Origin of the sequence: Cnuella takakiae (assembly GCF_001953305.1) — a bacterium.
In the GTDB taxonomy this organism is placed as follows: Bacteria; Bacteroidota; Bacteroidia; order Chitinophagales; family Chitinophagaceae; genus Flavisolibacter; species Flavisolibacter takakiae.
In genome coordinates this window covers 4444005-4468456 of record NZ_MTFE01000010.1, presented here as the reverse complement: position 1 = coordinate 4468456, position 24452 = coordinate 4444005, and the positions used below count along the sequence as shown (strand labels likewise).

Annotated in this window: 22 protein-coding genes; 6 read left to right on the top strand and 16 right to left on the bottom strand. The window is 50.8% G+C overall.

The features are described from left to right. Window positions 1-93: 93 nt before the first annotated feature. Entirely contained in the window at window positions 94-735 is a 642-nt protein-coding gene (locus BUE76_RS19170; protein ID WP_073045493.1) for an MBL fold metallo-hydrolase, read from the bottom strand. A 73-nt stretch (window positions 736-808) separates the two neighbouring features. Here BUE76_RS19170 and BUE76_RS19165 point away from each other — a divergent pair, with 73 nt between their 5' ends. Beyond that, on the top strand, window positions 809-4234 hold the full coding sequence (locus tag BUE76_RS19165; RefSeq protein ID WP_073045496.1) for a hypothetical protein: 3426 nt from the start codon (window positions 809-811) through the stop codon (window positions 4232-4234). Window positions 4235-4712: 478 nt separating this feature from the next. On the opposite strand, the gene creD is transcribed toward BUE76_RS19165, so the two are convergent. The 4 genes from creD to BUE76_RS19145 all read right to left on the bottom strand — a co-directional run bounded on the left by creD (window position 4713) and on the right by BUE76_RS19145 (window position 8373). Continuing rightward, complete coding sequence (creD, locus tag BUE76_RS19160; protein ID WP_073045498.1) at window positions 4713-6089, bottom strand: cell envelope integrity protein CreD; 1377 nt, start codon at window positions 6087-6089, stop codon at window positions 4713-4715. A gap of 75 nt (window positions 6090-6164) precedes the next feature. After that, the gene (locus BUE76_RS19155; protein WP_073045501.1) at window positions 6165-6470 is read right to left on the bottom strand and encodes a winged helix-turn-helix domain-containing protein; all 306 of its coding nucleotides are present in this window, start codon (window positions 6468-6470) and stop codon (window positions 6165-6167) included. A 24-nt stretch (window positions 6471-6494) separates the two neighbouring features. Continuing rightward, entirely contained in the window at window positions 6495-7133 is a 639-nt protein-coding gene (locus tag BUE76_RS19150; protein ID WP_073045502.1) for a hypothetical protein, read from the bottom strand. A 61-nt stretch (window positions 7134-7194) separates the two neighbouring features. Next, the gene (locus BUE76_RS19145; RefSeq protein ID WP_073045505.1) at window positions 7195-8373 is read right to left on the bottom strand and encodes an aspartate aminotransferase family protein; all 1179 of its coding nucleotides are present in this window, start codon (window positions 8371-8373) and stop codon (window positions 7195-7197) included. A gap of 281 nt (window positions 8374-8654) precedes the next feature. On the opposite strand from BUE76_RS19145, the gene BUE76_RS19140 reads away from it, so the two are divergent. Together BUE76_RS19140 and BUE76_RS19135 are read left to right on the top strand one after the other, a co-directional pair. Continuing rightward, window positions 8655-9194 carry a gamma carbonic anhydrase family protein gene (locus tag BUE76_RS19140; protein WP_073045507.1) on the top strand — a complete coding sequence of 180 codons (540 nt, stop codon included), beginning with the start codon at window positions 8655-8657 and terminating at the stop codon, window positions 9192-9194. A gap of 263 nt (window positions 9195-9457) precedes the next feature. After that, entirely contained in the window at window positions 9458-9799 is a 342-nt protein-coding gene (locus BUE76_RS19135; RefSeq protein WP_073045510.1) for a hypothetical protein, read from the top strand. A 156-nt stretch (window positions 9800-9955) separates the two neighbouring features. On the opposite strand, the gene rsgA is transcribed toward BUE76_RS19135, so the two are convergent. The 6 genes from rsgA to BUE76_RS19105 form a co-directional block, all read right to left on the bottom strand. Further along, window positions 9956-10885 (bottom strand): ribosome small subunit-dependent GTPase A, encoded by a 930-nt coding sequence (gene rsgA, locus BUE76_RS19130; RefSeq protein WP_073045513.1) that lies wholly within the window; start codon window positions 10883-10885, stop codon window positions 9956-9958. Beyond that, window positions 10885-11886, bottom strand: a complete 1002-nt coding sequence (locus BUE76_RS19125; protein WP_083596624.1) for a vWA domain-containing protein — start codon at window positions 11884-11886, stop codon at window positions 10885-10887. Before BUE76_RS19125 ends, rsgA begins: the two co-directional genes overlap by 1 nt. A gap of 62 nt (window positions 11887-11948) precedes the next feature. After that, complete coding sequence (locus BUE76_RS19120) at window positions 11949-12827, bottom strand: hypothetical protein (RefSeq protein WP_073045515.1); 879 nt, start codon at window positions 12825-12827, stop codon at window positions 11949-11951. Next, the gene (locus BUE76_RS19115; protein WP_073045518.1) at window positions 12824-13696 is read right to left on the bottom strand and encodes a DUF58 domain-containing protein; all 873 of its coding nucleotides are present in this window, start codon (window positions 13694-13696) and stop codon (window positions 12824-12826) included. Before BUE76_RS19115 ends, BUE76_RS19120 begins: the two co-directional genes overlap by 4 nt. A 148-nt stretch (window positions 13697-13844) precedes the next feature. Further along, window positions 13845-14846, bottom strand: coding sequence for an AAA family ATPase (locus BUE76_RS19110; protein WP_073045521.1), 1002 nt, complete (start codon window positions 14844-14846; stop codon window positions 13845-13847). A gap of 244 nt (window positions 14847-15090) precedes the next feature. Beyond that, a complete protein-coding gene (locus BUE76_RS19105; RefSeq protein WP_073045523.1) occupies window positions 15091-16791 on the bottom strand; it encodes an NAD+ synthase in 1701 nt (566 codons plus the stop codon). Between the two features lie 245 nt (window positions 16792-17036). Here BUE76_RS19105 and gldB point away from each other — a divergent pair, with 245 nt between their 5' ends. Next, window positions 17037-18038, top strand: coding sequence for a gliding motility lipoprotein GldB (gene gldB, locus BUE76_RS19100; RefSeq protein ID WP_073045526.1), 1002 nt, complete (start codon window positions 17037-17039; stop codon window positions 18036-18038). Window positions 18039-18212: 174 nt separating this feature from the next. On the opposite strand, the gene apaG is transcribed toward gldB, so the two are convergent. Further along, a complete protein-coding gene (gene apaG, locus BUE76_RS19095) occupies window positions 18213-18599 on the bottom strand; it encodes a Co2+/Mg2+ efflux protein ApaG (RefSeq protein WP_073045528.1) in 387 nt (128 codons plus the stop codon). A 112-nt stretch (window positions 18600-18711) separates the two neighbouring features. Between apaG and BUE76_RS19090 the strand changes: the two genes are divergently transcribed. Further along, window positions 18712-20163 (top strand): NADP-dependent isocitrate dehydrogenase, encoded by a 1452-nt coding sequence (locus BUE76_RS19090; protein WP_073045531.1) that lies wholly within the window; start codon window positions 18712-18714, stop codon window positions 20161-20163. Between the two features lie 211 nt (window positions 20164-20374). Here BUE76_RS19090 and BUE76_RS19085 read toward each other — a convergent pair whose 3' ends face one another. The 4 genes from BUE76_RS19085 to BUE76_RS19070 form a co-directional block, all read right to left on the bottom strand. Next, window positions 20375-20569, bottom strand: a complete 195-nt coding sequence (locus BUE76_RS19085) for a hypothetical protein (RefSeq protein ID WP_073045534.1) — start codon at window positions 20567-20569, stop codon at window positions 20375-20377. After that, entirely contained in the window at window positions 20569-20916 is a 348-nt protein-coding gene (locus tag BUE76_RS19080; RefSeq protein ID WP_073045536.1) for a translation initiation factor, read from the bottom strand. The genes BUE76_RS19085 and BUE76_RS19080 overlap by 1 nt, the downstream gene beginning before the upstream one ends. 187 nt (window positions 20917-21103) lie before the next feature. Next, window positions 21104-21964, bottom strand: a complete 861-nt coding sequence (gene nadC, locus BUE76_RS19075; RefSeq protein WP_073045539.1) for a carboxylating nicotinate-nucleotide diphosphorylase — start codon at window positions 21962-21964, stop codon at window positions 21104-21106. 376 nt (window positions 21965-22340) lie between these two features. Then, entirely contained in the window at window positions 22341-22724 is a 384-nt protein-coding gene (locus BUE76_RS19070; protein WP_073045542.1) for a DUF4783 domain-containing protein, read from the bottom strand. 125 nt (window positions 22725-22849) lie between these two features. Here BUE76_RS19070 and gpmI point away from each other — a divergent pair, with 125 nt between their 5' ends. Beyond that, on the top strand, window positions 22850-24373 hold the full coding sequence (gene gpmI / locus BUE76_RS19065; protein ID WP_073045545.1) for a 2,3-bisphosphoglycerate-independent phosphoglycerate mutase: 1524 nt from the start codon (window positions 22850-22852) through the stop codon (window positions 24371-24373). The last annotated feature ends 79 nt before the right edge of the window (window positions 24374-24452 follow it).

The window sequence follows — 24452 nt, the reverse complement described above, 5'->3', positions numbered from 1 at the left end:
ACAGCGGCAGGGGATTGCTTCAGCGCCGCTAACCTCTATACATGCAAGTCACTGCCGGCGCTTCGCAATGACGGATTCTTTTGGGAACTTGATTTAGTCTTGTACAAAAGGATTCTCCCGTTTCTCTTCCCCAATAGTTGTTGGGTCGCCATGACCGGGATAAACCACCACATTTTCGGGTAGGGGGTACAATTGGGTGCGGATACTATTTTCCAAAGTAGCATAGTCGCCGCCGGGCAGGTCGGTGCGGCCGATGGAGCGGCGGAACAACACATCGCCGCCTATTACAAATTCCTGTTTTTCGCTGTAAAAACATACCGAGCCGGGTGAGTGTCCGGGGGTAAGCAAAACGGTGAGTTGGTCCTGCCCGATGGTGATGGTATCGCCTGCTTCGATGAACAATAAGGGCCCATCGTAGTTGGTAAACGGAAGCCCCCAGCGCTGCCCCGATTCGGGCCCCCGGTCTAGCACGATTTTTTCAGCCCCATGCAGGTGCAGCGGCAGGTTCCAGGTACGGTTTACAAAGAAGTTTCCGAAAACGTGATCGAGGTGGCAGTGGGTATTGAGCAGTAATACCGGCCGGAGCTGGTGGGTTTCGATGAACTCGCGCAGGGCTATTTTTTCCGAAGCAAAATAACAGCCGGGATCGATAATACAACAATCCCCTGTTTCGTTATACAGCACGTAGGTATTTTCCTGCAGCGGGTTGAAGGTGAAGGTCTGAATAGTGAGCATCCCTTTTTTTGGTACTTTAGGACGCAATTTACAACCCTCTTTTTCTTACCCCCGAAATACGTATAGGACTTGTATGAATAATCTCCTTGGTAGGCTTTTGGTAAGTGGTGCGGCGCTTTTATCCTTTTCCCTTCATTCCCAGGCGCAGGTGAATGCAGTGGAGTTCGGGAAAAACAGGGTGCAATACCAGAAATTCAACTGGAAATATTATCAGACCGATAATTTCAATACTTACTTCAGCCAGGATGGTCTGGAACTGGGCAAGTTTGTGGCCCAGCTGGCGGAAAAAGAATTGTCGGGCATCGAAGAGTTTGTGGAGTATGGGCTCCAGCGCCGCGCCAACATCGCGGTGTACAACAACTTCGATGAGATGCAGCAGTCCAATATCGGGCTGGGCATCGACTGGCAGAATGCCGGCGGCGTCACGCGGCTGGTGAACAACAAGATGGTGGTGTACTTCGACGGCAACCACAACAACCTGCGCCGCCAGGTGCGCCAGGGCATCGCCCAGGTGCTGGTGCGCAACGTGCTGTTTGGCGACGACCTCGGCGAGATGGCCGCCAACCAAACCCTGCTCGACCTGCCCCAGTGGCTCACCGATGGCTATATTGCCTATGCCGCAGAGCGCTGGAGCACCGACCTCGACGATCAGCTGAAAAGCGCCATGCTCAGTGGCGACTATACCAACTTCTACCAGTTTGCCCACGAAAAGCCCCTGCTGGCCGGTCATGCATTCTGGTATTATTTCGGCAACAAGTACGGTGAAAGCAAAACCACCTACCTGTTGTACCTGTCCAGGATTTACCGCAATCTCAATGCTGCTTCGCAGCGTATTGCCAAGGTAAAGTTCAAGGAGGTATTGCGTCAGTTCATGACGGAAGTGCCGGCCCAATATTATAAGGATATCCGCGGCCGCCGTGTTGTTCCTAAAGGACAACTGTCGGTAAGTAAAGAAATTGGTAAAACAGATTATTTTCGGTTTAACGCCAACCCCCAACCGCGTTCTTTTACCTATGGCGTAACCGAATTTATCCGCGGCCGGTACAACATCGTGGTAAACGAAAACTTTACCAACCGCAAGGTGCTGGTGCATACCGGTGTGCGCAACCTGCAGGAGCAGATGAACCCCAACTATCCCATCCTGGCATGGGATCCAAAGGGTACCCGCCTGGCGGTGCTGTATCCTGCCAAGGGCAAACTCAACTTCTTTATCTACGATGCCATCAACCGCGTTAAGATCAACAAGGTAACGATGGACCAGTTTGACCAGGTACAGGATATGAAGTTCATGCTGAACTCCAACACCCTCCTGTTGTCGGCGGTGAAGAGCGGCCAGACGGACATCTTTGTGTACAACATCGAAAAGATGACCACCGAGCAGATCACCAACGATGTGTACGATGATCTCGATGCCTCTTTCGTGGCCTTCCCCAACAAAACGGGTATCATCTTTTCCTCCAATCGCCCCAATGCAAGGGCGAAGGACAGCGATACCGCCCTGCCCACCGGTAAGTTCAACATCTTCCTGGTAGACAACTGGAACAAGTCGGATTTCAAGCAGATTTCACAGCTGACCAATGTGCGGCTGGGTAATGCCCGTTTCCCGGCGCAGTACAATAGCTACCACTTTACGTTTGTAAGCGATGAAACAGGTATCAACAACCGCTATGCTGGTTTCTTCAGCACCGAGCGTGCTGGCCTCGATACCCTCATCTTTATCGGCGATGAAGTGCTGCGCAACCCGCCGCTGGCCGAAGTGGACAGCACCCTCAAGGTTTGGGAAAAGGATGACATCGACTCGGTAGGTTATGTTTCGGTAACCAATGATTCCAGTTATGTGTTCCCCATTACCAATTATCAAAGTGGCCTTTTGGAAACCCGTACTGCAGGCGACAACCAGCAGATTTCGGAAGTAACCCGCCAGGGCAATTATAAGTTCCTGTACCGCCTGCGCATTGATGAAAACGTATTGCGCCGCCGCAACGTAACGGCAAGGCCTACGGAGTTCATGAAAAAGGTATCGGAGCAGCTGAAACTGGATCAAAGCCGTGCGCTGCCTGCCCTGCCTACGGGCAATGGTCGCGATACCGGCCGCCAGGAGGATGTGTTTCAAACCGAGTTCGGCTCTGGTTCGGATAGTGCCACCGGGCGGGTGTTTCCTGCCGATGAAGCAGGCGGCGGCCCCGAGCCCCTGTTGAAAAAGGCGCGTTTATTTGAGTACCGTCCGCCCAAGTTCTTTAACGACTATGTGGTGGCAGCACTCAACAACACGGTGTTTGTTTTTAATAAATACCAGCCTTATGCCGGTGCTACTGGACCTATACAGATGGCCAATGGCAACCCGCTGAACGGTCTGATTCGCATGGGTACCGCCGACCTTTTTGAAGATATCAAAATTTCGGGTGGCTTCCGTATTGCGCCCAACCTGCGCGACAACGACATCCTGTTTGAGTTCAATAACCTGCGTCGCCGTATTGACTGGGGCTTCACCTACTACCGTAGCAATACGGAAGTAGGCCTGCGGATTCCCGATCCAACAATCGATGCATTTTACCCCGGCAAACAGTTTTCAAGCTATTACCTGGCCCGTGCCAAATATGCATTTGATAAAGTACGCAGCCTGCGCCTGACCGCCGGCCCGCGCTACGATCGCTTTGTGTACAGCGGCGTCGATCCTGCTTCGCTGAAAGTAAAAGACAGCACACTGACCTTTGGACAACTGTCGCTGGAATATGTGCACGACAATACCATCAACCCGACCATGAACATCTGGCATGGCATGCGGTACAAAGCCTATATTGATGCCTTCAGCAAGTTGAGCAACCGCAGCAAGGAAGATGGTCCCTTTATGTTCAATGCCGGTATTGATTTCAGGCATTACCTGCCCATTTACCGCAACATCATCTGGGCGGTACGTGGTGCTGCCGACTTCTCCTGGGGTACTACCAAGGTGGCTTACTTCCTGGGTGGCGTAGATGGCTGGCTGATGTTTGGCGGCAACCAAAAGACCGATGATGACGGCAATACCACTTACCGTTATTTTGATCCCAACAACCGCCCCGACCCCCGTGCGAACTATGCGTACCAAACCCTGGCGCTGAACCTCCGCGGTTTCAAGCAGAACATCGCCAATGGCAATAACGCGGTAACTATCAACAGCGAGATCAGGGTGCCGGTGTTTAGCAGCCTTCTCAACCGTCCCATCAACAATGCCTTCCTGCGCAACTTCCAGCTGGTGCAGTTTGTAGATCTGGGTTCGGCCTGGAATGGTACCTACAACGGCATTGCCCGTCCTTCGCAAACCTTTAGCGACCCGGTTAGCCCCAACGTGGTGGTGAAGCTGAAAGCGGGTGGCATTGGGCCCCTGGCAGGTGGTTATGGCTTTGGTGCCCGCAGTACCCTGCTCGGTTACTTTGTTCGCTTTGATGTGGCCTGGCAGATGGATGGTGTGTTCCGCGGCAAACCCCAGACTTACCTGGCGCTGGGATTGGATTTTTAAAAAGGGTAGCTTTTTTTCCAGTTGCTATTTTTTGAGATTGGACATTATTGATAATGAAAAGAATACAACATTGCTGATAAACAAAAAAGACGCTCCAGAAGAGCGTCTTTTTTGTTTGGTGGTGGTGCCAATTCAATTTTAATGGAGCAGACATCGGGCGGGTTCGGAAACCGTTGAAACGGTTTAATGTGTAATATGGAGTCTCAATCCCACGGTTGAAACCGTGGGCTAGCAAACATCCATTTTGAAAGCAAGTTGTCATTAATTTTTGTTGAAACATTTAAACCGAAAGAACACCTGAAATAACATCTCTTCAACTTAATGGCAATGGTTACAACAATCCCAATGTTAGCCCACGGTTTTAACCGTGGGAACGGCGACATATCTGAAATTGATGTCAAACCGTTTCAACGGTTTTAAAAAAACATTGTTGAAACGGTGTGCTATTGTCCTGTTCTTAAATCCTGAAATTTCATTGTTACCATTGAAACTTGCGTGCATATTTCATGATCACTGCCAAGGTGATAAACAGGCCAACACTACCCAGTATAAGGGCGTAATCCTGTAACTGCAATATGGTAAACACATAAGTGTACAACAACACCAGGATCATACTCAGTATAAAAGCCAGCCTGCCGGATGCCAGTAGTCCACGAACAAACCATCCGATGAGTGCTGCGGTGGCAGTGGCGGCAATGATGTAGGCCCAATTGAACCCGATGTATTCGGAAAAAGACAACAAAAGCAGATAAAACAAAACCAAAGCAACACCAATAAGGGCATACTGAAAGGGATGCACGGAGCGGTTGTTGGCCGTCTCCACCAGAAAAAAGGCGCAAAAGGTAAGCAGGATGCAGAGCACGGCATACTTGATGGAACGCATGGTTTTCTGGTAGCCGTTAACCGGCACAAAGAGCTGCACACCAAAAGCGTCTTTTCCCAACTGGTACACTGTTTCTCCGGTTGTATCCGGTAGCCTGTAGATTTCTGTGCTGGGATCGTTGATGGCGGTGCGGAATCGGGTATGCAGCCATTGTTGCGGGAAGCTCCGGTTGTGGCCCAAACTTTTCCAACTGGCGGTAAATCCGTTATTGGCAATGCTGCTCTGCTGGGGCAGGATGGCACCATCAAAGCTGGGATGCGGCCAGGTGGAGTTCACCTTGAAAGTTGTGGACCTGCCTACGGGTGTGAGGTACAGGCTTTGCGCCCCATTTAGGTGCACTTGCCCGCTAAACTGCACCCGCTGCACATCGGCCGGACCTGAAAGACGCAGGGGCGCCACCAGCCTGCTTTCACCCCCGGTACCCGGAGCTGCGGCACCAAAAACCAGTTCCTGGTTATTCCATTTCAGCCGTAGTTCTTCATTCAACCCTTTTGGATCAGAAAGGGAGAACTGTACATAAGCCTCTTTCCAGAGTATGGAAGCCGTGTCCAGTTGCAGTTTCTGCAAGGGCAGCGAATCGAAGCGGCCGGAAAGCTTGTTTTGTACATCGTACAGGATTACTTTAAAAATGCCCCTCGACCTTTCCTGTGGGTTGATGGTGGCATCAACAGTCAGTTCGTCGGGCAGGAAATAGGCTTCCTGTCTTTGTGCCTGCTTTTTACCAGCCGAATCTCCCTGGGTAGTACTCATATAAGGCAGTACCAAAACAGGCCCTGCGAGGTTCTGCCGCCCGGCCCATTTGGCGCTTACTTCTTTAACAGCTTCCTCCTGGCGGGCTTCCCTTTCTTCAATCAGGTTGGCTATGAATACAGTGGGTACCAGCAGCACCAGCACCAGTACCAGTATCATAACACCTTTTACCAGCAGCTTACTTTTTTGCCAGATGTTTTCAGTTGTTGTTTCCTTGTTCATGTGGGGTATTTTAATTGGTTTTGGGAAAGTGAATTTAAAAGCACTTTGTGTTTCAAAGTAAAAGGGCAAAAAAAATTACCTGCTGTTTTTCAGCAATAGCTCCAGCGCCGCAATATGATCGTTGAAGGTTTGGGCACCCAAAGGGGTAATGGTATAGGTAGTATTGGTTTTACGGCCCACAAAGCCTTTATGCACTTTGATCAGCCCGTTTTCCTCCAGGCTTACGAGGTGGGTAGCCAGGTTGCCGTCGGTAACTTCCAGCAGGCCTTTGAGGTCGTTGAAGCTCACCTCCTCGTTTACACGCAGGATGCTCATGACGCCCAACCTGATCCGGTTGTCGAACAATTTGTTGAGGCCTGCTATGGGATTTTTTGCATTCATGGCTGCGAAAAGCGTCCGTAAGTATTATTGGGGATTGCGTTCGTATTTCCACCACATTACCGAGCCGTAAATGATATGGAGCAGGCCAAACCCGAAAGCCCAAAAATACAGGCCATAACCCGGAAACTGCGTACACAACAAACCTGTGATGATTTCGCAATAACCGAGGTATTTGATGTCACTCAAAGTAAACTTGGAGCCGTTAACCAGGGAAAGTCCATAAAAAATCAGGCTTAGCGGTGCTGCCAGCAGCCAGGCATCGGATTGAAATAAAAGAATGGCAATCAGGATACCGCCTGTAGCCAGGGGCACAGCCAATCCTTCAACAAGTAAGCGGGAAGAACGGTTCCAAAGCGGCTGGTTGGCCTGCCGGGCCCTGCGCCAGGTAAAGTACCAGGCCGAAAGGAGCGCAACTGCCAGTACACCCAATGCCAGCAGCACCAGGTCGGTCTTTAATGGTTGAAAAGTTGCTGTTCCGTATTCACCGGCACTTGTAGCAAGGCTGTTTTCGGAAATCCGGCGATGGGCAAGCCAGGAGCCAGCCAGCCCGCAAATGCCGGCGGCAATACCACTGATTCCGCTGAGGGAAATAAAGCGGTTAGACCGCTCCATCATGCGGCGTATATCCTGTAAGGCGTCAAGCGGTGCATCAACTCTGCCCATAAAAAGCACTTTGTGTGTCAAAGTAAGTGTAATTATACAAGTCGTCCGCTTTCAGGCCGTATTATTTTTCGCAACATTCCAAAATCACTGCGCAGGCTTTGCGGATTTCCGCTTCTGAAATGGTGAGGGGAGGAGAGATGCGGAGGCAATTGGATGCAAAAAGAAACCAGTCGGTCACCACGCCTTTTTCGATACAGGCATCAATGATGCTTTTGTTGGTTGCAAAATCGTCGAACCAAACGGCCATCCACAACCCAAATGAAGTAACCTGGTTGATACGGGGATGCACCAGCAGGCTGCGAAACAGTTGCTCCTTGGCAGCCACTTCAGCAGCCATGTTTTCTTCCAGCAGGGCTTCAAAGGCAGCCAGGCCAGCGGCACAGCAAACCGGGTGGCCGCCAAAGGTTGTAATATGCCCCAGCACGGGATTGTCGGCCAGCTGCATCATCAGGTCGCGCTTGGCAACAAAGGCCCCCATGGGCATACCGCCGCCCAGGGCCTTACCCAGCAACAACACATCGGGTACCACCTCAAAATGCTGGAATCCCCAAAGCTTGCCGGTACGGCCAAACCCCGCTTGTATTTCATCGAGTACAAGCAGTGTACCCGTTTCGGTACAGCGCTGGCGCAGGGCCTGCAGCCATTCTTTGGAAGGAGGTCTGATGCCACCCTCTGCCTGTACCGTTTCGGCAATGACGCAGGCTGTATGGGGACCAATCAGGTCCAGCATTTCAAAATCGTTATAGGTACAATGATGGATACCCGGCAACAGCGGGCGGTAGGCATTGCGCCAGTATTCATCACCCAGAATGCTTAAAGCCCCCTGGGTGGAACCATGGTAGGAAAAATCAAAGGCAATGATTTCGGTGCGGCCGGTTACCCGCTTGGCCAGTTTCATGGCGCCTTCAACGGCTTCGGCTCCCGAGTTGGTAAAATAAACTGAGTTGAGGGAAGTGGGCAGGTTCGCTGCCAGCTTTTGGGCATACCGAACCTGCGGGCTTTGTACAAATTCGCCGTACACCATTACATGCATGTAGGCATCCAGCTGGTCATGTATGGCTTTAACTACCCTTGGATGGCGGTGTCCTACATTGGCCACCGAAATGCCGCCGATCAGGTCGATATGCGGTTGGCCGGCTCCATCCCAAAGGGTGCAACCCTCTGCCTTCACAATTTCAATGGCCAGCGGCGCCGTGGATGTTTGGGCCACATGCTGCAAAAACAATTGCCTCAGGTTCATGGATGCGAAGATATGGAGGACGATGGACGATAGGACATGGATCGGACAACAGCCGGCAGACGACTGGAACAGCAAATGCTCTGAATGGTGAATAGTGAATGAGGGTTTTGTAATCATGGTTTTAAAAGGATGCACAAATAAGTACTGGTATTGTGTTTAGGTTTCCTGTAGCTGTCTGTTATGCACTATTGTCCCCGGTTGTCAGAGCCGTATCGCCTTCAGCCTCCAGGTCACTAATGGTCCATCGTCCATCATCCATGGTCCTCCCTATCTTCGCATCCATGTCACTTATCTTACCTGTAGAAGGAAAATTTCCCGCTTGGGGCGCCGATTGTTTTATTGCACCCAACGCCACTATTGTAGGCGATGTAGTGATGGGTGACCAGTGCAGTGTATGGTTTAATGCCGTGGTGCGCGGCGATGTAAATGCCATCCGCATGGGCAATAAGGTGAACGTGCAGGATGGCGCCGTGATCCATTGCACCTACCTGCGGTCGCAAACGGTATTGGGCAATAATGTTTCCATCGGGCACAATGCCATTGTGCATGGCTGCACAGTGCACGACGATGTGTTGATTGGCATGGGCGCCATTGTGATGGACCAGGCCGTTATTCATTCCAACACCATCATTGCAGCCGGTGCCGTGGTGCTGGAAGGCACTGTTTGCGAAGCTAACTCGGTATATGCCGGTGTGCCTGCCAAAAAAGTTAAGACCATTGACCCGGAGAAAGTGTCCGGCGAAATCAACCGCATTGCCAATAACTATGTGCGGTATGCAGGCTGGTTTGGTGATGTAAACGAAGCGGAAAACGGGAAATAACCCCTTGTTTTAGCTGCAGTCATTTTTATAACTTCGGGTATGACTTACCGTAAGATCATACCATTGCTGCTTTTAGGTGTTTTAGTACTTAGTTCCTGCTCGTTGATGAAGCCCAAATACGGCTGTCCTACAAACGGGACCAATGTTGGTGCTGAGCGCGTGCTGAGTGATCCACCTAAAAAAGTAAAAAAGTTCAGGGCATAAGGATTGCATGTGCAACATACGGCAGAACTTAATTGTCTTACCTGTATAACTGTTGCACTATGAGCCTCACCCTACGCACCGACCTGGGCTGCACCGAAGCCGTTATTGACAGCGATGGCGGACTCTCCCGCTTTTACCAAATTGCAAGCATTCTTACCGACCAGTTCCAGGTCAGTTTCACAGGTAAAGAAGACGATTTTGACAACATCAACTGGAATTTTTCCCTTGGGAAAAGCAGCCTCACGCTCCAGTACAGCATTTATAATGGCATCAGCCTTTTTCCCACAAGGGAGCAGCATGCCCGCAAAAAAGAAAATAAAGCAGTAGTAGAGCTGGCCAGCGTGCTGGAAGGAAAATTACTAAACCTGAAAATGCAAAAACAACACCCTCTGTCCCCCTAAAGGGGGAACTTAGGCCGGAGTGTCCGCTATCTCTGCCACATTCTTTTTCATAAACGATATTACATCAACGCCCCTCATTTTAGGAGGGGCGTTTTCATTGAAGGTATGTTTGACCTAAGTTCCCCCTTTAGGGGGACAGGGGGCGTTAACAGGGGTTTAGTACTTCTTATCGTTTAGGGATTCCAGGATATTATAATAACTCACATACCGGTCCTCATCAATCTCCCCATCTACAACGGCTTGTTTGATGGCGCAGCCGGGTTCGTTGAGGTGCTGGCAGTTATTGAACTGGCAGTCGTTGAGGCGCTGGCGCATTTCGGGGAAATAACCGGAGAGTTCGGCTTTTTGCACCTCCACCAGTCCAAACTCCCGCATTCCGGGCGTATCGATGATGCGGCCGCCTTCAGGCAGGTCGTACATCTCGGCAAATGTGGTGGTGTGCTGGCCCTTGCCGCTCCATTCGCTTACATCGCGGGTACGGATGGTGCTGTTGGGCATGATAGCATTTATGAAAGAAGACTTGCCCACGCCGCTATGCCCGCTGATCAGTGTGGTTTTGTTGTGCAGTAATGCCTTTACTTCCTCCACACCGGTACCCAACCGAAGACTCATGGCTACCACCTTATAGCCGATCTCTTCATAAATGGCCTGCAGTTCGGCCAGCTTGTCCAACTCTTTATCGCGGTACACATCCAGCTTATTGAAAACAATCACGGCAGGTACATGGTACATTTCACAGGCCACCAGAAAGCGGTCGATAAAACCCTGTGATGTGCGGGGATCCTTGAGCGTGGCAATCATCAGGCTCTGGTCGAGGTTGGCGGCGACAATATGGTGCTGGTGTTTATGCCGGGGTGATTGCCTGTTGATATAATTTTTTCGATCGTGGATGCCATTGATCATCACCGATTGCTCGCCTTCATTTTCCACTTCAAAATCCACGCGGTCGCCAACGGCAAGCGGGTTTGTGGAAGTGATATTCCCAATTTTGAACACCCCCTTGATCCGGGCATTCCACATCTTTCCGGCATCGTCTTGCAACACATACCAGCTACCCGTCGATTTATATACCAGTCCTTCAGCCATCAGGGAAATATTCGTAAAACAGTGTTGCGCAAAAGTAGGGCTAAAAAAAGCAGCAGCAGGGAAAGGCCCAGCGGCCATTGAAACTGCTCGGCATAGCGAGTGCGGGTACTTACTTCCACCTGCGACCGCTCCAGTTTATCGATGCGGGCATAAATACTTTGCAGCCCTTCTTTATCCAGCGCCCTAAAGTACTCGCCCCCGGTTTCGTTGGCAATACGGCGCAGCAGGGCTTCATCCAGCCCGCCGGTGCCCACCCTGGCACGGGTGCCCCCTTCAGCTACCGTTGCTTCGCCACCGGCGCTCATGCCAATGGTATACACTTTTACCCCTGCGGCCTTGGCGATGCGTAGTGCCGTTTGTGGATCGATGAGGCGATTTTCAGGCGGCTGCTCCTTACCATCGGTGAGCAACACGATTACCTTGCTTTTTGCTTTGCTGTCCGATAAGCGATCTACAGAAGTTGCCAGCCCTTCCCCAATCAGGGTACCGTCTTCCAGCATGCCGCTGCGCAGGCCCCGCACCTGTTCTACCAGCGAGGCGTGGTCGGAAGCTACCGGGTAAAGCGTATAGCTTTCTCCCGAAAAGATTACCAGCCCCAACCGGTCCACAGGGCGGGCCTGCACAAAAGAAATAGCCATCTCCTTGGCCACTTCCAGGCGGTTGGGGTAAAAATCGGCGGAAAGCATGGAGCCGCTCACGTCCATGCATAATACGATATCAATGCCTTCACCCCTCGCACGGCTCGATACATTGCGGATTTGTGGCCGGGCAAGCGCCAGTATGGCAAAACCCAGGGAAAGCAGCAGCAGCCAGAATGGAAAATGGACCCATGCGGCCCGTCCACCTTTGCGGGAGAAGGTGCTTACACTGCTTACGGGAACAGTGGGCTGCAGGCTGCGGCGCATACGCCAGTGCAGCCAGGCAATCACCGGCAGCATCAGCAGGGCCGGCAGAGCCCAGGGGTAAGCAAATTCAATCTGTCGGAACCACTCGTACACCATTTATTGCGGTTGCGTTTACCGGCTATGCGGTTGTGAAAATGTTGCTTGTCTTGTACCAATCATCAGCCAGGCTTCTTGCGCTCCAGCTCCACAATGGTTTCCCGGATATGGGCCACGGAAGCTTTTCGCTCTTCAGCGCTGGCTTCAAAGCGGGCAAACTTTACGGCATCGCTGAGCTGTAAGGATTCCAGCAGCCGGGCTGCTGCATCTTTTTGTAAACCCCATTCGGGTAGCTGCTGCTGCAGGTCGCTGGTGGTTTTGGAAGAGGACTGGTAGTCCTGCCGCCGCACCAGGTAGTTGCGGAAAAGTCCCACCAGTTCGGTATAAAACTCTTTTACAGGCAGTTCTCCGCTCCGCTTTTGCAGCATGTCCAGCCCCCTGATGGCCTCGCGGTAGGCTGTTTCAGGAGAGGCTGTAGTGGCTTTTTCTTTCTTTTTCCTGCCGGGAAAGAGCAGCAGGAAAAACACCAGCAACAGCGCTGCACCCACCAGGTACCAGATCCAGTTTTGGGCACCGGGTCGCTGTACCGCCAGTACATCCTTTACATCGTGGTAAGGCTGCGCAGGGTCCATGGGCGAATAGGTTACCCCAATAGCAATAGGGGCAGTGCGGTTGCTGCCATTTACCGAAAACGAAGGCAGGTTCCAACGACCGGAATCCCAGCTGGTGATGCGGATATTTTGTACCAGTATCTGCTCGCCGGCGCCGCTGCGTACCGTGTCGATTGCCGAGCGGTGCTGTATTTCAAAATGCGGAAAGGTATCGGTTACAAACCAGGTGATACTGGCAGCTTCCGGCATTTGCACCCGCAGGGTTAGTTGCAAGGGTTCGCCGATCAGTATTTGCGGCTGGCTCACCGATGCGGACACCACGATCTTTTGCGCCAGGGCAGATGCGCCTGCTGCAATCCAAAACAATATGAACAAAAAGGTGCGCTTCATCGGTTACGGCTCAGGAAAAATTGACGCAATACTTTCATGTAATCTTCATCGGTGCGCAGGTGCAGTAGGTCGGAGCCCGCTTTTTTAAAAGCCTGGTTGGCTGTTTCGGTGATGCGGAAAAAGTCCTGCTCATGCTGTGTCCTTACCTGTTTGCTGCCACTGTCAATCCACTGCAGTCCGCCGGTTTCCAGGTCCCTGATTTGTACCAGGCCAAGGTCGGGGAGGTGTTGGTCCAGCTTGTCGTACAACTTTAGCCCGATCAGGTCGTGCCGGTTGCCGGCAATGCGCAGGGCGTCTTCGTAGCCTCCATCCAAAAAATCGCTCAGGATAAAGGCAATGCTTTTCTGCCGGTTGGTATTATTGAAATACTGCAATGCCTTTTTAAGCTCTGTGCCGCGTCCGGTGGCATCCATTCCCAGCAGTTCGCGGATCAGGAACAGGGCCTGCTGCTTTCCCTTCTTGGGTGGGATGAATTTTTCAATTTTATTGCTGTACAGGATCGCGCCTACCTTATCGCCGTTATTCACGGCAGCAAAGGCCAGCACCGCGGCAATTTCGGTAGCGATATTTTTTTTGGTTCCGCCCACGGTACCCACCAGCGAAGAAGCACTTACATCCACCAGCAGCATCACCGTCAGTTCCCTTTCCTCTTCGAATACCTTGGAAAATGGATGGTTGAATCGTGCCGATACGTTCCAGTCGATAAAACGAACATCATCGCCGGGGTAATACTCCCGCACCTCTCTAAAGGACATACCCTTACCCTTGAAGGCGCTGTGGTATTCGCCGGAGAACAGGTCGGAAGCCAGGTGCTTGCTCTTGATCTCCAGGTCGCGCACTTTGCGGAGTATTTCGGCGGTGGTAAGCAAGGTGAGTGGGGATTAGTGATTGGTGATTGGTGATTAGGTATTGGGTTATTAGGTATTGGATATTTGATAAAGTATGCTAAATGCTCAACATCCTATGTTTTCCTTTGTCAAAACTTTGCGCCACAGCGCCTTTGCGGGCATATGCTTGTTAAGGCACATTCACTTTAGCGAGAATTTGTTCAATCACATTCAAGGCACTGATGTTTTCGGCTTCTGCCTCGTAAGTCAGGCCAATGCGGTGGCGCAAAACGTCGGCACAGATGGTGCGTACATCTTCCGGGATCACATAACCACGCCGGTTGAGGAAGGCTACCGCCTTGGCAGCAATGGCCAGGTTGATGGAGCCACGCGGAGAGGAGCCGTATGAAATAATGCCTTTGAGTTTATCCAGTTTGTACTCGGCAGGATTGCGGGTAGCAAATACGATATCCAAAATGTACTGTTCCACCTTTTCATCCATATACACCTCACGGGTAAGATTACGCGCAGTAACGATGTCCTGCATCGATACCACCGGGTTGATGGTAGGTGGTTTAATCCCCTGCACATTCTGGCGGATGATCAGCTGCTCCTCGCTGCGGCTTGGATAGCCCACCACCACTTTCATGATAAAGCGGTCCACCTGTGCTTCGGGCAGGGGATAGGTGCCTTCCTGCTCCAGCGGGTTTTGGGTGGCCAGCACCAGGAAAGGTTCGTCCAGCTTGTGCGTGGTATCGCCCAGGGTTACCTGCCTTTCCTGCATGGCTTCCAGCAGGGCGCTTTGCACTTTGGCAGGGGCCCGGTTGATCTCATCTGCCAGCACGAAATTGGCAAAGATGGGTCCCTTGCGCACCACGAACTCGTGCTTTTGCTGGTTGTAGATCATGGTGCCGATCACGTCGGCGGGCAAGAGGTCGGGGGTAAACTGTATGCGGCTGAACTTGGCTTGAATGGCATCCGAAAGTGACCGGATGGTCAATGTTTTAGCCAGTCCCGGCACGCCTTCCAGCAGCACATGACCATTCGAAAGCAGCCCGATCAACAGTCGGTCAAGCATATAAGACTGGCCCACGATCACCTTGCCCACTTCGGCACGCAGCCCATCGAGGAAGCGGCCGGCAGTGGCAATACGATCGTTGAGGAGGCGGATATCGTCGGAGGTTCTGAGCATAATATCAGGATGAAATCAGGAAAAAGACGGGTATGGCACAGTTAGCAAAAACCAAACCGCAGATTTGTAGGATTGGAAATAACTTGTATGACTTTAAGGCTGTACACTGCGTTTATGCATAGGTTGTTGATTGCCCGGATACAATAGCAATAAACTTGCGTATATACCTACTTTGATTATCTAATGTAATCAGCAACCACGTTCATACTAATCATTTCCAACAATACAAATCTGCGGTTCCGGCTCAACCCAGGTATTTTGCCACAATCGGCAGCCTTCTGCCCACGCCAAAAGCCTTACTGCTAACGCGGATGATGGGACAGAATTGTGCCCGCTTGTATTCGTTCATGTTTACCATGCGCAGGGTGCGGCTTACCAGGGCTTCGTCGAAGCCCGCACCGATGATCTCGCGTGGACCCTGGCGCAGTTCAATGTACTGGTATAGCACCTGGTCGAGTACATCGTATTCGGGCAGGCTGTCGCTGTCCTTCTGGCCGGGACGGAGTTCGGCAGAGGGCGCCTTGGTAATGATGTTTCCCGGGATGATCTCACCATTGCGGTTGATGTATCGGGCAAGGGCATAGACCTGTGTTTTGTACAAATCACCCAAAACACTGAGGCCACCGGCCATATCACCATATAAAGTACCATAGCCGGTAGACAGTTCACTTTTGTTGGAAGTATTCAGCAGGATATAGCCAAACTTATTGGCAACCGCCATGAGCAGGTTGCCGCGGCTTCGGCTTTGTATGTTTTCTTCCGCCAGGCTAAACGGCAGGTCGCCAAAAAGCGGGTTCAATGTTTTAATGAACTTGTCGTACACCTCGCGGATGGGCACAATGTCGTAGCGGTTGTCGAGGTTCTTGCTTAACTGCACGGCATCATCTACAGAATGGCCGGTAGAAAATTCGGAGGGCATCAGCAGCACGTGTACATTTTCTTTACCCAATGCTTCAACGGCAAGGGCCTGCACCACTGCGCTGTCGATACCACCACTGGCGCCAAGGGTTGATTTTTTAAAACCCATTTTGCCAAAATAGTCGCGGATGCCCAGGATCAGTGCCTGGTGTATTTCAGAAATATTCTTCTCGTTATTGAGGTATTCGAGGGTAGGCATTTCCTTGCCCACTTCGTTGGCCGAGTAGTAGTACTTGTGCGCTACTTCGGGGTTAGGCTTGCGTTCACACAAGGTGTCCAGGTCAACAAGCGCTTCATCTTCGGCGAAATAAGCCAGTTCGGCTACCTGCTGCCCGTTAATGTCGTACACGAGACTGCCACCGTCAAACACGATCTCGGTTTGCGAGCCGATGGTATTGCAATACACCATGGGCAGGCCGTACTTGGCAACAGTAGCCTCCACGATGCTGCGGCGCACCACATCCTGTGCATAGTTGTAGGGCGAGGCGGAAAGGTTCAGGATCACATCGGGCTTTTGATCTTTTAAAACCTCCAGTGGCGACTGCCGGTAAAGTGGGTTGTCGCCCAGGTTCCAGATATCCTCGCAGATGGTTACTGCCAGACGCTTGCCTTTAAATTCGATCACGTTCCAGTCGAAGGCTGGCTCAAAGTACCGGTTCTCGTCAAACACATCATAAGTAGGCAGCAGGGTTTTGTGTACTTCGGCTTTTACTTCGCCGTTGTACAGGAAGAAGGCTGCATTGAACAGGTCCTTGCCCTCCTTACGTGGATTGTGGGCAGGGCCGCCCACCAGTACGGCAATGTCTTGTGTGTGTGCTTTGATCTGGTCCACACTTTCATAACACTGCCTGATAAAATCGTTGAACTCCAAAAAATCGCGGGGCGGATAACCGCAAATGGCCAGTTCCGAAAACAGCACCAGGTCGGCACCCTGCGCCCTGGCGCGGCCAATGGCTTCAATGATCTTGTTGGTATTGTATTCGAAATTGCCGATATGATAGTTCTGCTGTGCGAGGAAAATCTTCATGTGTGTGCGCTGTTGATAAAGTGCGTTTCAGGCGTTTGATGCGTTTAATCCGTTCAATGGTTCACTAAGTTTAATGGGTACAATGAACTAAGCACTTTACGCATTCCCATACCCCTTAACTTATTGAACATATTGAACTCATTAAACCTATTAAACTTACCATGCCACTTCCCTTGTTAAACTTCGTAGGTTTACGCCGCTAATTTCTGTAATAATTCCTGAACCCGTTCGTTTAGCCATCCATGATGAAGTATCTCGCTCCCATAGTATTGTTTTTACTGCTTTCCTGTTCCGGTGGTAAAGACAAGCCTGATGTTTCCAATATCAAGGTAGATATGAAAGTGGAGCGCTTTGAGCCCGCTTTCTTTAAACTGGACACCAATAATATCGCATCTGGTCTTGCGGGACTCCGCAATGCCTACCCGCATTTCTTTCCCACCTTTATGCAGGACATCCTGCAACTCAACCCCATCGATCCTGCATCGCTGGGTATAGTAAAACAAATCATCGGCAGCTATGCCAGCTTCTACGATAGTATTGCGCCAAAGTATGGCGATATCGAGTGGCTGCGCAAAGACATTGCCGAAGGGATGCAGTATGTGAAATACTATTATCCCCAGTACCGTGTTCCCAATATCATCACTTTTGTGGGCACACTCGATGCTCCCGGTGTGGTATTAACCAATGAATATCTTGCCATCGGTCTGCAGCAGTTTGCAGGTAAGAACTTTGGCGGTTACCAGATCCCCGAAGTGCAACAGCTGTATCCCACTTATATTTCCCGTCGCTTTGATAAAGAGTATATGGCCGCCAACGCAATCAAGGCCATCGTGGATGATATTTACCCCGACCGCGCCACCGGAAAGCCCCTGGTGGAGCAGATGGTGGAGCAGGGAAAACAATGGTACCTGCTCGATCATTTTTTGCCTGATGCCCCGGATAGTGTGAAGACTGGTTTTACCACCAAACAACTGCAGTGGGCCGCAGAAAACGAAGGCAATGTGTGGGGATACCTGGTCAAAAATGAAAACCTCTATTCCATCGAACCTTCCGTTATGCAAACCTATTTAGGCGAAGCGCCCTACACGCAGGGCATGCCTGAAAGTTCACCGGGTAATATCGGGCAGTGGCTCGGCTGGCGTATTGTGCAGGAATTTGCCCAAAAGAACCCTGAGCTAACCGTACAGCAGGTGCTGCAAACCGCACCCCGTGCGGTTTTTGAGGGAGCGAAGTATAAGCCGAAGTGAAAACCACTCACACCCCCTGTCCCCCTAAAGGGGGAACTTAGGCTGGAGCGTCCGCCATCACACCACAATGCTCTAGGTTATAATTGCATTTATAACAAAGCCACTCCGCAAAGAGTGGCTTTGTTAATAAAAGGGTTGCTGGACCTAAGTTCCCCCTTTAGGGGGACAGGGGGTTTAATTGTATTTAAACGGTGTCACCATCTCGAATGCAGGAATGTTCACCTCGAATATTTCCTTGGTGTCCAGGTTTTCCATTACATAAGTGCCGTGCATGCGGCCCATCTCGGATTTAAGGTTGCAACCGCTAACGTATTGGTAATGTTCGTGGCTGTTGATGGTGGGCTGTACGCCTACCACGCCTTCGCCTTCCACTTCGCGGTATTCGCCGTTTGAATCGAAAATATGCCAGCGGCGGCTGTGCAGCTTCACGGGGAAACGGTTGTGGTTTTCAATAGTGATGCGGTACGCAAACATATATTCTGAGAGCAAGGGATTGGAATAATCCTGTTGGTAGAATGTCTCCACGCTCACTTCCACGCCTTCCGAAATTTTCGAGATCATAACACATTCCTTTATGGGTAAAAATATGCGGTTTGCTTGTAGAAAGGTTTTTCATTTCGTGCATCGCATCTACAACCAACCTATTTTTGACAAGCAAAAAACTATACCAATTATGAAAATAGCGGTAGCAAAAGGCGATGGAATAGGACCGGAGATAATGGATGCGGTACTTAAGATATTCGATGCCAATGGAGTAGGACTGCAATATGATTTTGTAGAAATGGGGAAATGGGTTTTCGATAAGGGATACTCAAACGGTATGACCCCGCAAGCACAGCAAACTATTGAGGAATTGGGAATCCTGTTCAAAGGCCCCATGGAAACCCCCAAAGGCAAGGGTGTTAAAAGCGTTAACGTTACGGCCCGCAAAACCTGGAATACTTACGCCAATAAACGCGTCTTTCAGACACTTCATGGCGTGGACACGGTTTTCAGCAAGGCAGGTATCAAAATCGACGTAACCATTGTACGCGAAAACATTGAGGACACTTATGGTGGTATTGAGCACATGCTTACCCACGATGTGGCCCTCAGCCGCCGCTTTATCACCCGTCCCGGCTCTGCCCAGGTGATCCGCTATGCCTTTGAAATGGCCCGCCAGAAAGGTGCCCGCCGCATCACCTGCGGACACAAGGCCAATATCATGAAACTTACCGATGGCCTCTTCCTGGAGGTGTTTTATGAGATCGCAAAAGAATACCCCGAGCTGAATGCCGATGATAAAATTGTGGATGATCTTGCCATGCAGCTGGTTATCCGCCCCGATGTGTTCGATGTGGTTGTGCTCACCAACCTGCAGGGCGATATCGTGTCCGACCTATGCGCAGGACTGGTAGGTGGTTTGGGCTTTGCGCCCTCCGCCAATATCGGCGACCATATTTCCATTTTTGAAGCCGTACACGGCACCGCGCCGGATATTGCCGGTAAAAATATCGCCAACCCAACGGCTTTGCTGCTGAGTGGTTTGGGCATGTTGCGCCACCTGGGCTTTACTGAGAACGCAGCCGTGATTGAAAATGCATTGCTTTATACCCTTGAGCAGGGTACCCGCACCGGCGACTTTGGCGACCGCAGCAAACCTGCACTGAACACCACTGAATTTGCAGAAGCAATCATTGCCAACTTTGGCAAGCAACCCGAAGTAGGTGCTAAAGCTACCAGCGAGAATACGCCTTATACTTCTGCCGTTTGCCACCTGGACAAAAACCCCATGCTGGTAAGCAAGGAGCAGGAAGAGGAAAAGATCGTTGGTGTTGACCTCTTTGTTGAAAGCTCGGAACAGCCCAACGCTGTTGCGGAAAGAGCACTGCGGCAAACCGGCGACCTGTTTAAACTGGTAACCATTTCCAACCGCGGCACACAGGTTTGGCCCAAGGGTTCGGTGTTTACCAACCTGGTAAACCAGTACCGTTGCCGTTTTGAAACGACCAACGATATGGCGGTAACCCAAACCGATATCATTGAATTGTACCGCCGCGTAGCTACCGAGTTCAAGGTATGTTCTACCGAAGTGCTGAACATGTGGGGCGACAAGCGTAGCTATAGCCTCGCACAAGGCCAGTAAGTGGTTAGGGGTTTGGAGTTTATAGATAGATAGCCCATTATATAAAAGGAAGTGCTTTGTGCACTTCCTTTTTCTTTATTAAGATTCCTTGCAACTCAAATAATCACCGCCTGCAATCCATAATAGGTTTATGCATTTTTCAAGCCCACGGTTTTAACCGTGGGAGAGATGGTGAAATGGATGCAAAACCGTTTCATCGGTTTTGCATCCATTAATCAAAGGTTGCCGACATATAAAACATGATCACGATACCCAATGCAAATAGTATAAAAAGCGAAAGGAAATGTACCCGCTGGTAAAACTCCTCTTCGGGTTGCTCTTTCATGCGGGCACGCACATACAATATGAAAAATACAATGCTGAGGAGTCCGCTGGTGGCTGCGGTGCCAATCAGGATGGGCAGCATCAGCCTGCTCTTTTTGCCTGTGTATAACCACTCTTCTGCAGCCATTGCAGCACCTTGTCGCGCTGGTCGCCCTGGATGATCACCTCGCCATCTTTTACCGAACCACCGGTACCGCAGAAGCCTTTGAGTTTTTTTCCCAGGTCTTCCAGGTCCTCATCCTGGCCCACAAAGCCTTTTACGATGGTAGCAGCCTTGCCGCCCCGTTGTTTTGTTTCCAGCCATACCCGCAGCTTTTGCTGTGCAGGAAGCAGGGTTTCCTGTGGGCCATCATCATCCGATTCAAACCTGAAGTTGGGATCAGTGCTGTATACAAAACCGTTTCGGTCGCCTTTGTTTTTCTTGCTCACGAAAAATGCAATTAAGGTGCAAAGATGGGGATAATAGATTTCGGATGTGGGATTTCGGCAGTTTGGTTGCTCGCAAAGACGCGGAGGAGCAAAGGCGCAAATATTTTGAATGCCACAGCAACATTTTACACCGGAATCCTGCCATAGAATCGAGCTGCCGAAATCCCAAATCCCACCTCCGAAATCCCTAAATAATCACGGCCTTCAGGCTCAGGTCCAAACTGCGGGCCTGATGGATTAGCCCGCCAACAGAAACATAGGTAACTCCTGTTGCGGCATAAGCTTCAATGGTATCCAGGTTGATGCCGCCGCTTGCTTCAGTTTCGAAGTCCGTACCAATGTAGGTAAGTGCTTCCCTGATTTGTTCAGGGCTGAAGTTGTCGAGCATGATGCGCAGCACCTTGCCTTTGCCAATGGCTACTACTTTTTGCACATCTGCTAGGCTGCGTGTTTCCACTTCTATTTTCAGGTGCGGATGATTGCGGGTCACATAATCGTGCGCTCTGTCAATGGCTGCTTCCAGTCCGCCGGCATAATCAATATGATTGTCTTTGAGCATGATCATATCAAAAAGCCCGAAGCGATGGTTGACACCGCCACCAATGCGTACGGCTTCTTTTTCAAGCAAACGGAAATTGGGGGTGGTCTTGCGGGTATCGAGGAGTTTGGTTGGGTAGCCCTGGAGTTTATCGGTATAGGTGCGGGTAAGAGTAGCAATACCGCTCATGCGCTGCATGATATTCAGCACCAGCCTCTCCAGTTGCAGAATGGCATGTATGGGCGCTTCCAGTTGAAATGCCGTTTCTCCAGCCTGCATGGCATCCCCATCACTTTTATGGTTTTCAAAAACAACCGAAGGCACTTTATAGCGCAGAATTTTTTCGGCTACATCCACACCAGCCAGCACGCCATCCTGTTTAATTTTTAATACTGCCTTGCCTCTGGCACCTGCCGGGATACAGCACAGGGTAGAATGATCGCCATCGCCTACATCTTCCAGAATGGCCGCATCTACCAGGCGGCGGAGTTGTTCGTCAAAATCACGCATGGAACCGCAGATTACTATGATTATTTAATGATTTGTAGGAGTGAAGGCCAAAGAGCTTGCCAACTGGCTATTCTTCTTTCCTGCAAATAATGGCCGTCGATTACAAAGGAAAGGCAAACCGCAGATTTGTATGACTTTAAATGATTGCTATGCAGAAGTTCGAAGAGGTTACAGTTTTGGCAAAACCTCGATCACAAGAAATCAGGCGATAGTTTGCATGGTATAAACACGGTGCAAAGGGCTTCAGGCAATACAAAAAATGCATACTGCAGTTGTACAGGGCCAAAAAAAAGTCTTACAACCAAGTAAGACATTTACATCTTTCGGGCTCCAATCATACAAACCCTTCCTAAATCATAATCATCTGCGGTTCCGGTTAGGGTTGGAACCTGATTTCTTTAATCAAATGCTTTCCGCCTTCGGCTTTCATAAATACCGTAGTACGGTACTGGCCGGCCTTTGTTTGCAGGAAGCCGATACAGAACTGGTTGCCACCGTTTTCCCCTTTGTGTTTTACATCAAAACCATTCACGCCATTGCGGGTGAAAAAGTCTTTCAGGATCAGCACGGCTTGTGCCTTGCTATAGTTATCTGAACGGTCGGGGAGGGAAAGGTCAACGGTTTCGTCCATGTGACGGGCAAGCTCTGTGGCATTGCCGGTGCGCAGGGCGCTGATTACACTATCGATGCTTAAAGCCTTGAAGGCTGAGGCAGCAATAAGGGTAGAGGCAAGGGTTATTAAGAGTACAATTTGTTTCATATAGGGATTTTGCGCCTTAAGGTCTAAAAATATGCCATTGCACCTGTACCATAACTACAAAGGCAAAATAAACAAAACCTTCACGTTTTCATAGATTTGTACCCGATCATCAATTAATAACCGTAATGCAACAACGCAAAGTAATCCTCGTCATCATGGACGGCTGGGGCCTTGGCCAGATCAAAAATGCCGACGCCATCCAGAATGCCAACGTGCCTTTTGTATCCTCGCTGTACAACAAATTTCCGCATACTACCCTCACCACCTGTGGCGAAGCCGTAGGCCTTCCCGAAGGCCAGATGGGCAACTCCGAAGTGGGCCACCTCAACCTGGGCGCGGGTCGCGTGGTGTACCAGGAGCTGCAGCGCATCAATGTTGCCATCCGCGAAGGATTGCTGGCAAACAATGCCACCCTGATTGATACCATGGCTTATGCCCGGGAAAACAGGAAAGCCCTCCACCTGGTAGGCCTGGTGAGCGATGGCGGTGTGCATTCGCATATCAACCACCTCAAAGCCATCCTGGATATCTGCAAAGCTGCGGGTCTTACCGAAGTGTATGTACATGCCTTTACCGATGGCCGCGATACCGATCCCAAAAGCGGGCTGGGCTTTATCACCGAGCTGCAAAACCATATCAACAAATCCATTGGTAAGATCGCAACCGTTAGCGGTCGCTATTATGCCATGGACCGCGACAACCGCTGGGAACGGGTAGCCCTGGCCTATAATGCCCTGGTAAAAGCCGAGGGACAGGTGGCTTCCACCGCCATCCAGGCCGTGGAGCAGGCTTATGCCGAAGGCGTAAGCGACGAGTTTATCAAACCAACAGTGATCCAGGAAGGCGTTCAGCCCGTGGCTACCATCAAGGATGGCGATGCTGTGTTGTGCTTCAACTTCCGCACCGACCGCTGCCGTGAAATTGTAAAAGTGCTGTCGCAGGCCGATATGCCCGAATTTGGCATGCAGAAGCTCAATGACGTGTATTTCACCACCATCACCGAGTACGACTCCACTTTTGCAAACGTGCACATCATTTTCCAGAATGATAACCTCACCAACACGCTGGGCGAAGTGCTGGACAATGCAGGCAAAAAGCAAATCCGTATTGCCGAAACGGAGAAGTACCCCCACGTTACTTTCTTCTTCAGTGGTGGCCGCGAAGAGAAATTTGCTGGCGAAAGCCGTATCTTGGTGCCCTCGCCCAAGGTAGCTACCTATGACCTGCAACCCGAGATGAGCGCCATTGAGCTCACCAATGCCATTGTTCCGGAAATTGAAGCCGGCAATCCCGACTTTGTATGCCTCAACTATGCCAATGCTGATATGGTGGGTCATACCGGCGTGTTTTCTGCTGCCATCAAAGCTGTTGAAACAGTAGACAAATGCGTGGAAAGAGTGGTGACCGCCGCCCTTGCCAACGGCTACACCGTTTTCCTTACCGCCGACCATGGCAATGCCGATTTTATGATCAACGGCGACGGATCGCCCAACACGGCGCATACCCTCAACCTGGTACCGCTTTTCATTATCGATAAGGAGTGGAAAGGGGAAGTGAAACCCGGTAAGCTGGGTGATGTGGCGCCCACCATCCTCACCATGATGGGCGTGCCCGTACCCATCGATATGACCGGGAATATCCTGGTTTAAGCATCATTTGCTGCAAACCCAATAATTACCCTGCAAAGGCCTGGTAATTATTGGGTTTTGCATTTGCAGCGGCCCTAAC

Coding starts and splice junctions, on each gene's coding strand:
- BUE76_RS19170 (WP_073045493.1), bottom strand. CDS start 735: ATGCTCACTATTCAGACCTTCACCTTCAACCCGCTGCAGGAAAATACC.
- BUE76_RS19165 (WP_073045496.1), top strand. CDS start 809: ATGAATAATCTCCTTGGTAGGCTTTTGGTAAGTGGTGCGGCGCTTTTA.
- creD (WP_073045498.1), bottom strand. CDS start 6,089: ATGAACAAGGAAACAACAACTGAAAACATCTGGCAAAAAAGTAAGCTG.
- BUE76_RS19155 (WP_073045501.1), bottom strand. CDS start 6,470: ATGAATGCAAAAAATCCCATAGCAGGCCTCAACAAATTGTTCGACAAC.
- BUE76_RS19150 (WP_073045502.1), bottom strand. CDS start 7,133: ATGGGCAGAGTTGATGCACCGCTTGACGCCTTACAGGATATACGCCGC.
- BUE76_RS19145 (WP_073045505.1), bottom strand. CDS start 8,373: ATGAACCTGAGGCAATTGTTTTTGCAGCATGTGGCCCAAACATCCACG.
- BUE76_RS19140 (WP_073045507.1), top strand. CDS start 8,655: ATGTCACTTATCTTACCTGTAGAAGGAAAATTTCCCGCTTGGGGCGCC.
- BUE76_RS19135 (WP_073045510.1), top strand. CDS start 9,458: ATGAGCCTCACCCTACGCACCGACCTGGGCTGCACCGAAGCCGTTATT.
- rsgA (WP_073045513.1), bottom strand. CDS start 10,885: ATGGCTGAAGGACTGGTATATAAATCGACGGGTAGCTGGTATGTGTTG.
- BUE76_RS19125 (WP_083596624.1), bottom strand. CDS start 11,886: ATGGTGTACGAGTGGTTCCGACAGATTGAATTTGCTTACCCCTGGGCT.
- BUE76_RS19120 (WP_073045515.1), bottom strand. CDS start 12,827: ATGAAGCGCACCTTTTTGTTCATATTGTTTTGGATTGCAGCAGGCGCA.
- BUE76_RS19110 (WP_073045521.1), bottom strand. CDS start 14,846: ATGCTCAGAACCTCCGACGATATCCGCCTCCTCAACGATCGTATTGCC.
- BUE76_RS19105 (WP_073045523.1), bottom strand. CDS start 16,791: ATGAAGATTTTCCTCGCACAGCAGAACTATCATATCGGCAATTTCGAA.
- gldB (WP_073045526.1), top strand. CDS start 17,037: ATGAAGTATCTCGCTCCCATAGTATTGTTTTTACTGCTTTCCTGTTCC.
- apaG (WP_073045528.1), bottom strand. CDS start 18,599: ATGATCTCGAAAATTTCGGAAGGCGTGGAAGTGAGCGTGGAGACATTC.
- BUE76_RS19090 (WP_073045531.1), top strand. CDS start 18,712: ATGAAAATAGCGGTAGCAAAAGGCGATGGAATAGGACCGGAGATAATG.
- BUE76_RS19085 (WP_073045534.1), bottom strand. CDS start 20,569: ATGCTGCCCATCCTGATTGGCACCGCAGCCACCAGCGGACTCCTCAGC.
- nadC (WP_073045539.1), bottom strand. CDS start 21,964: ATGCGTGATTTTGACGAACAACTCCGCCGCCTGGTAGATGCGGCCATT.
- BUE76_RS19070 (WP_073045542.1), bottom strand. CDS start 22,724: ATGAAACAAATTGTACTCTTAATAACCCTTGCCTCTACCCTTATTGCT.
- gpmI (WP_073045545.1), top strand. CDS start 22,850: ATGCAACAACGCAAAGTAATCCTCGTCATCATGGACGGCTGGGGCCTT.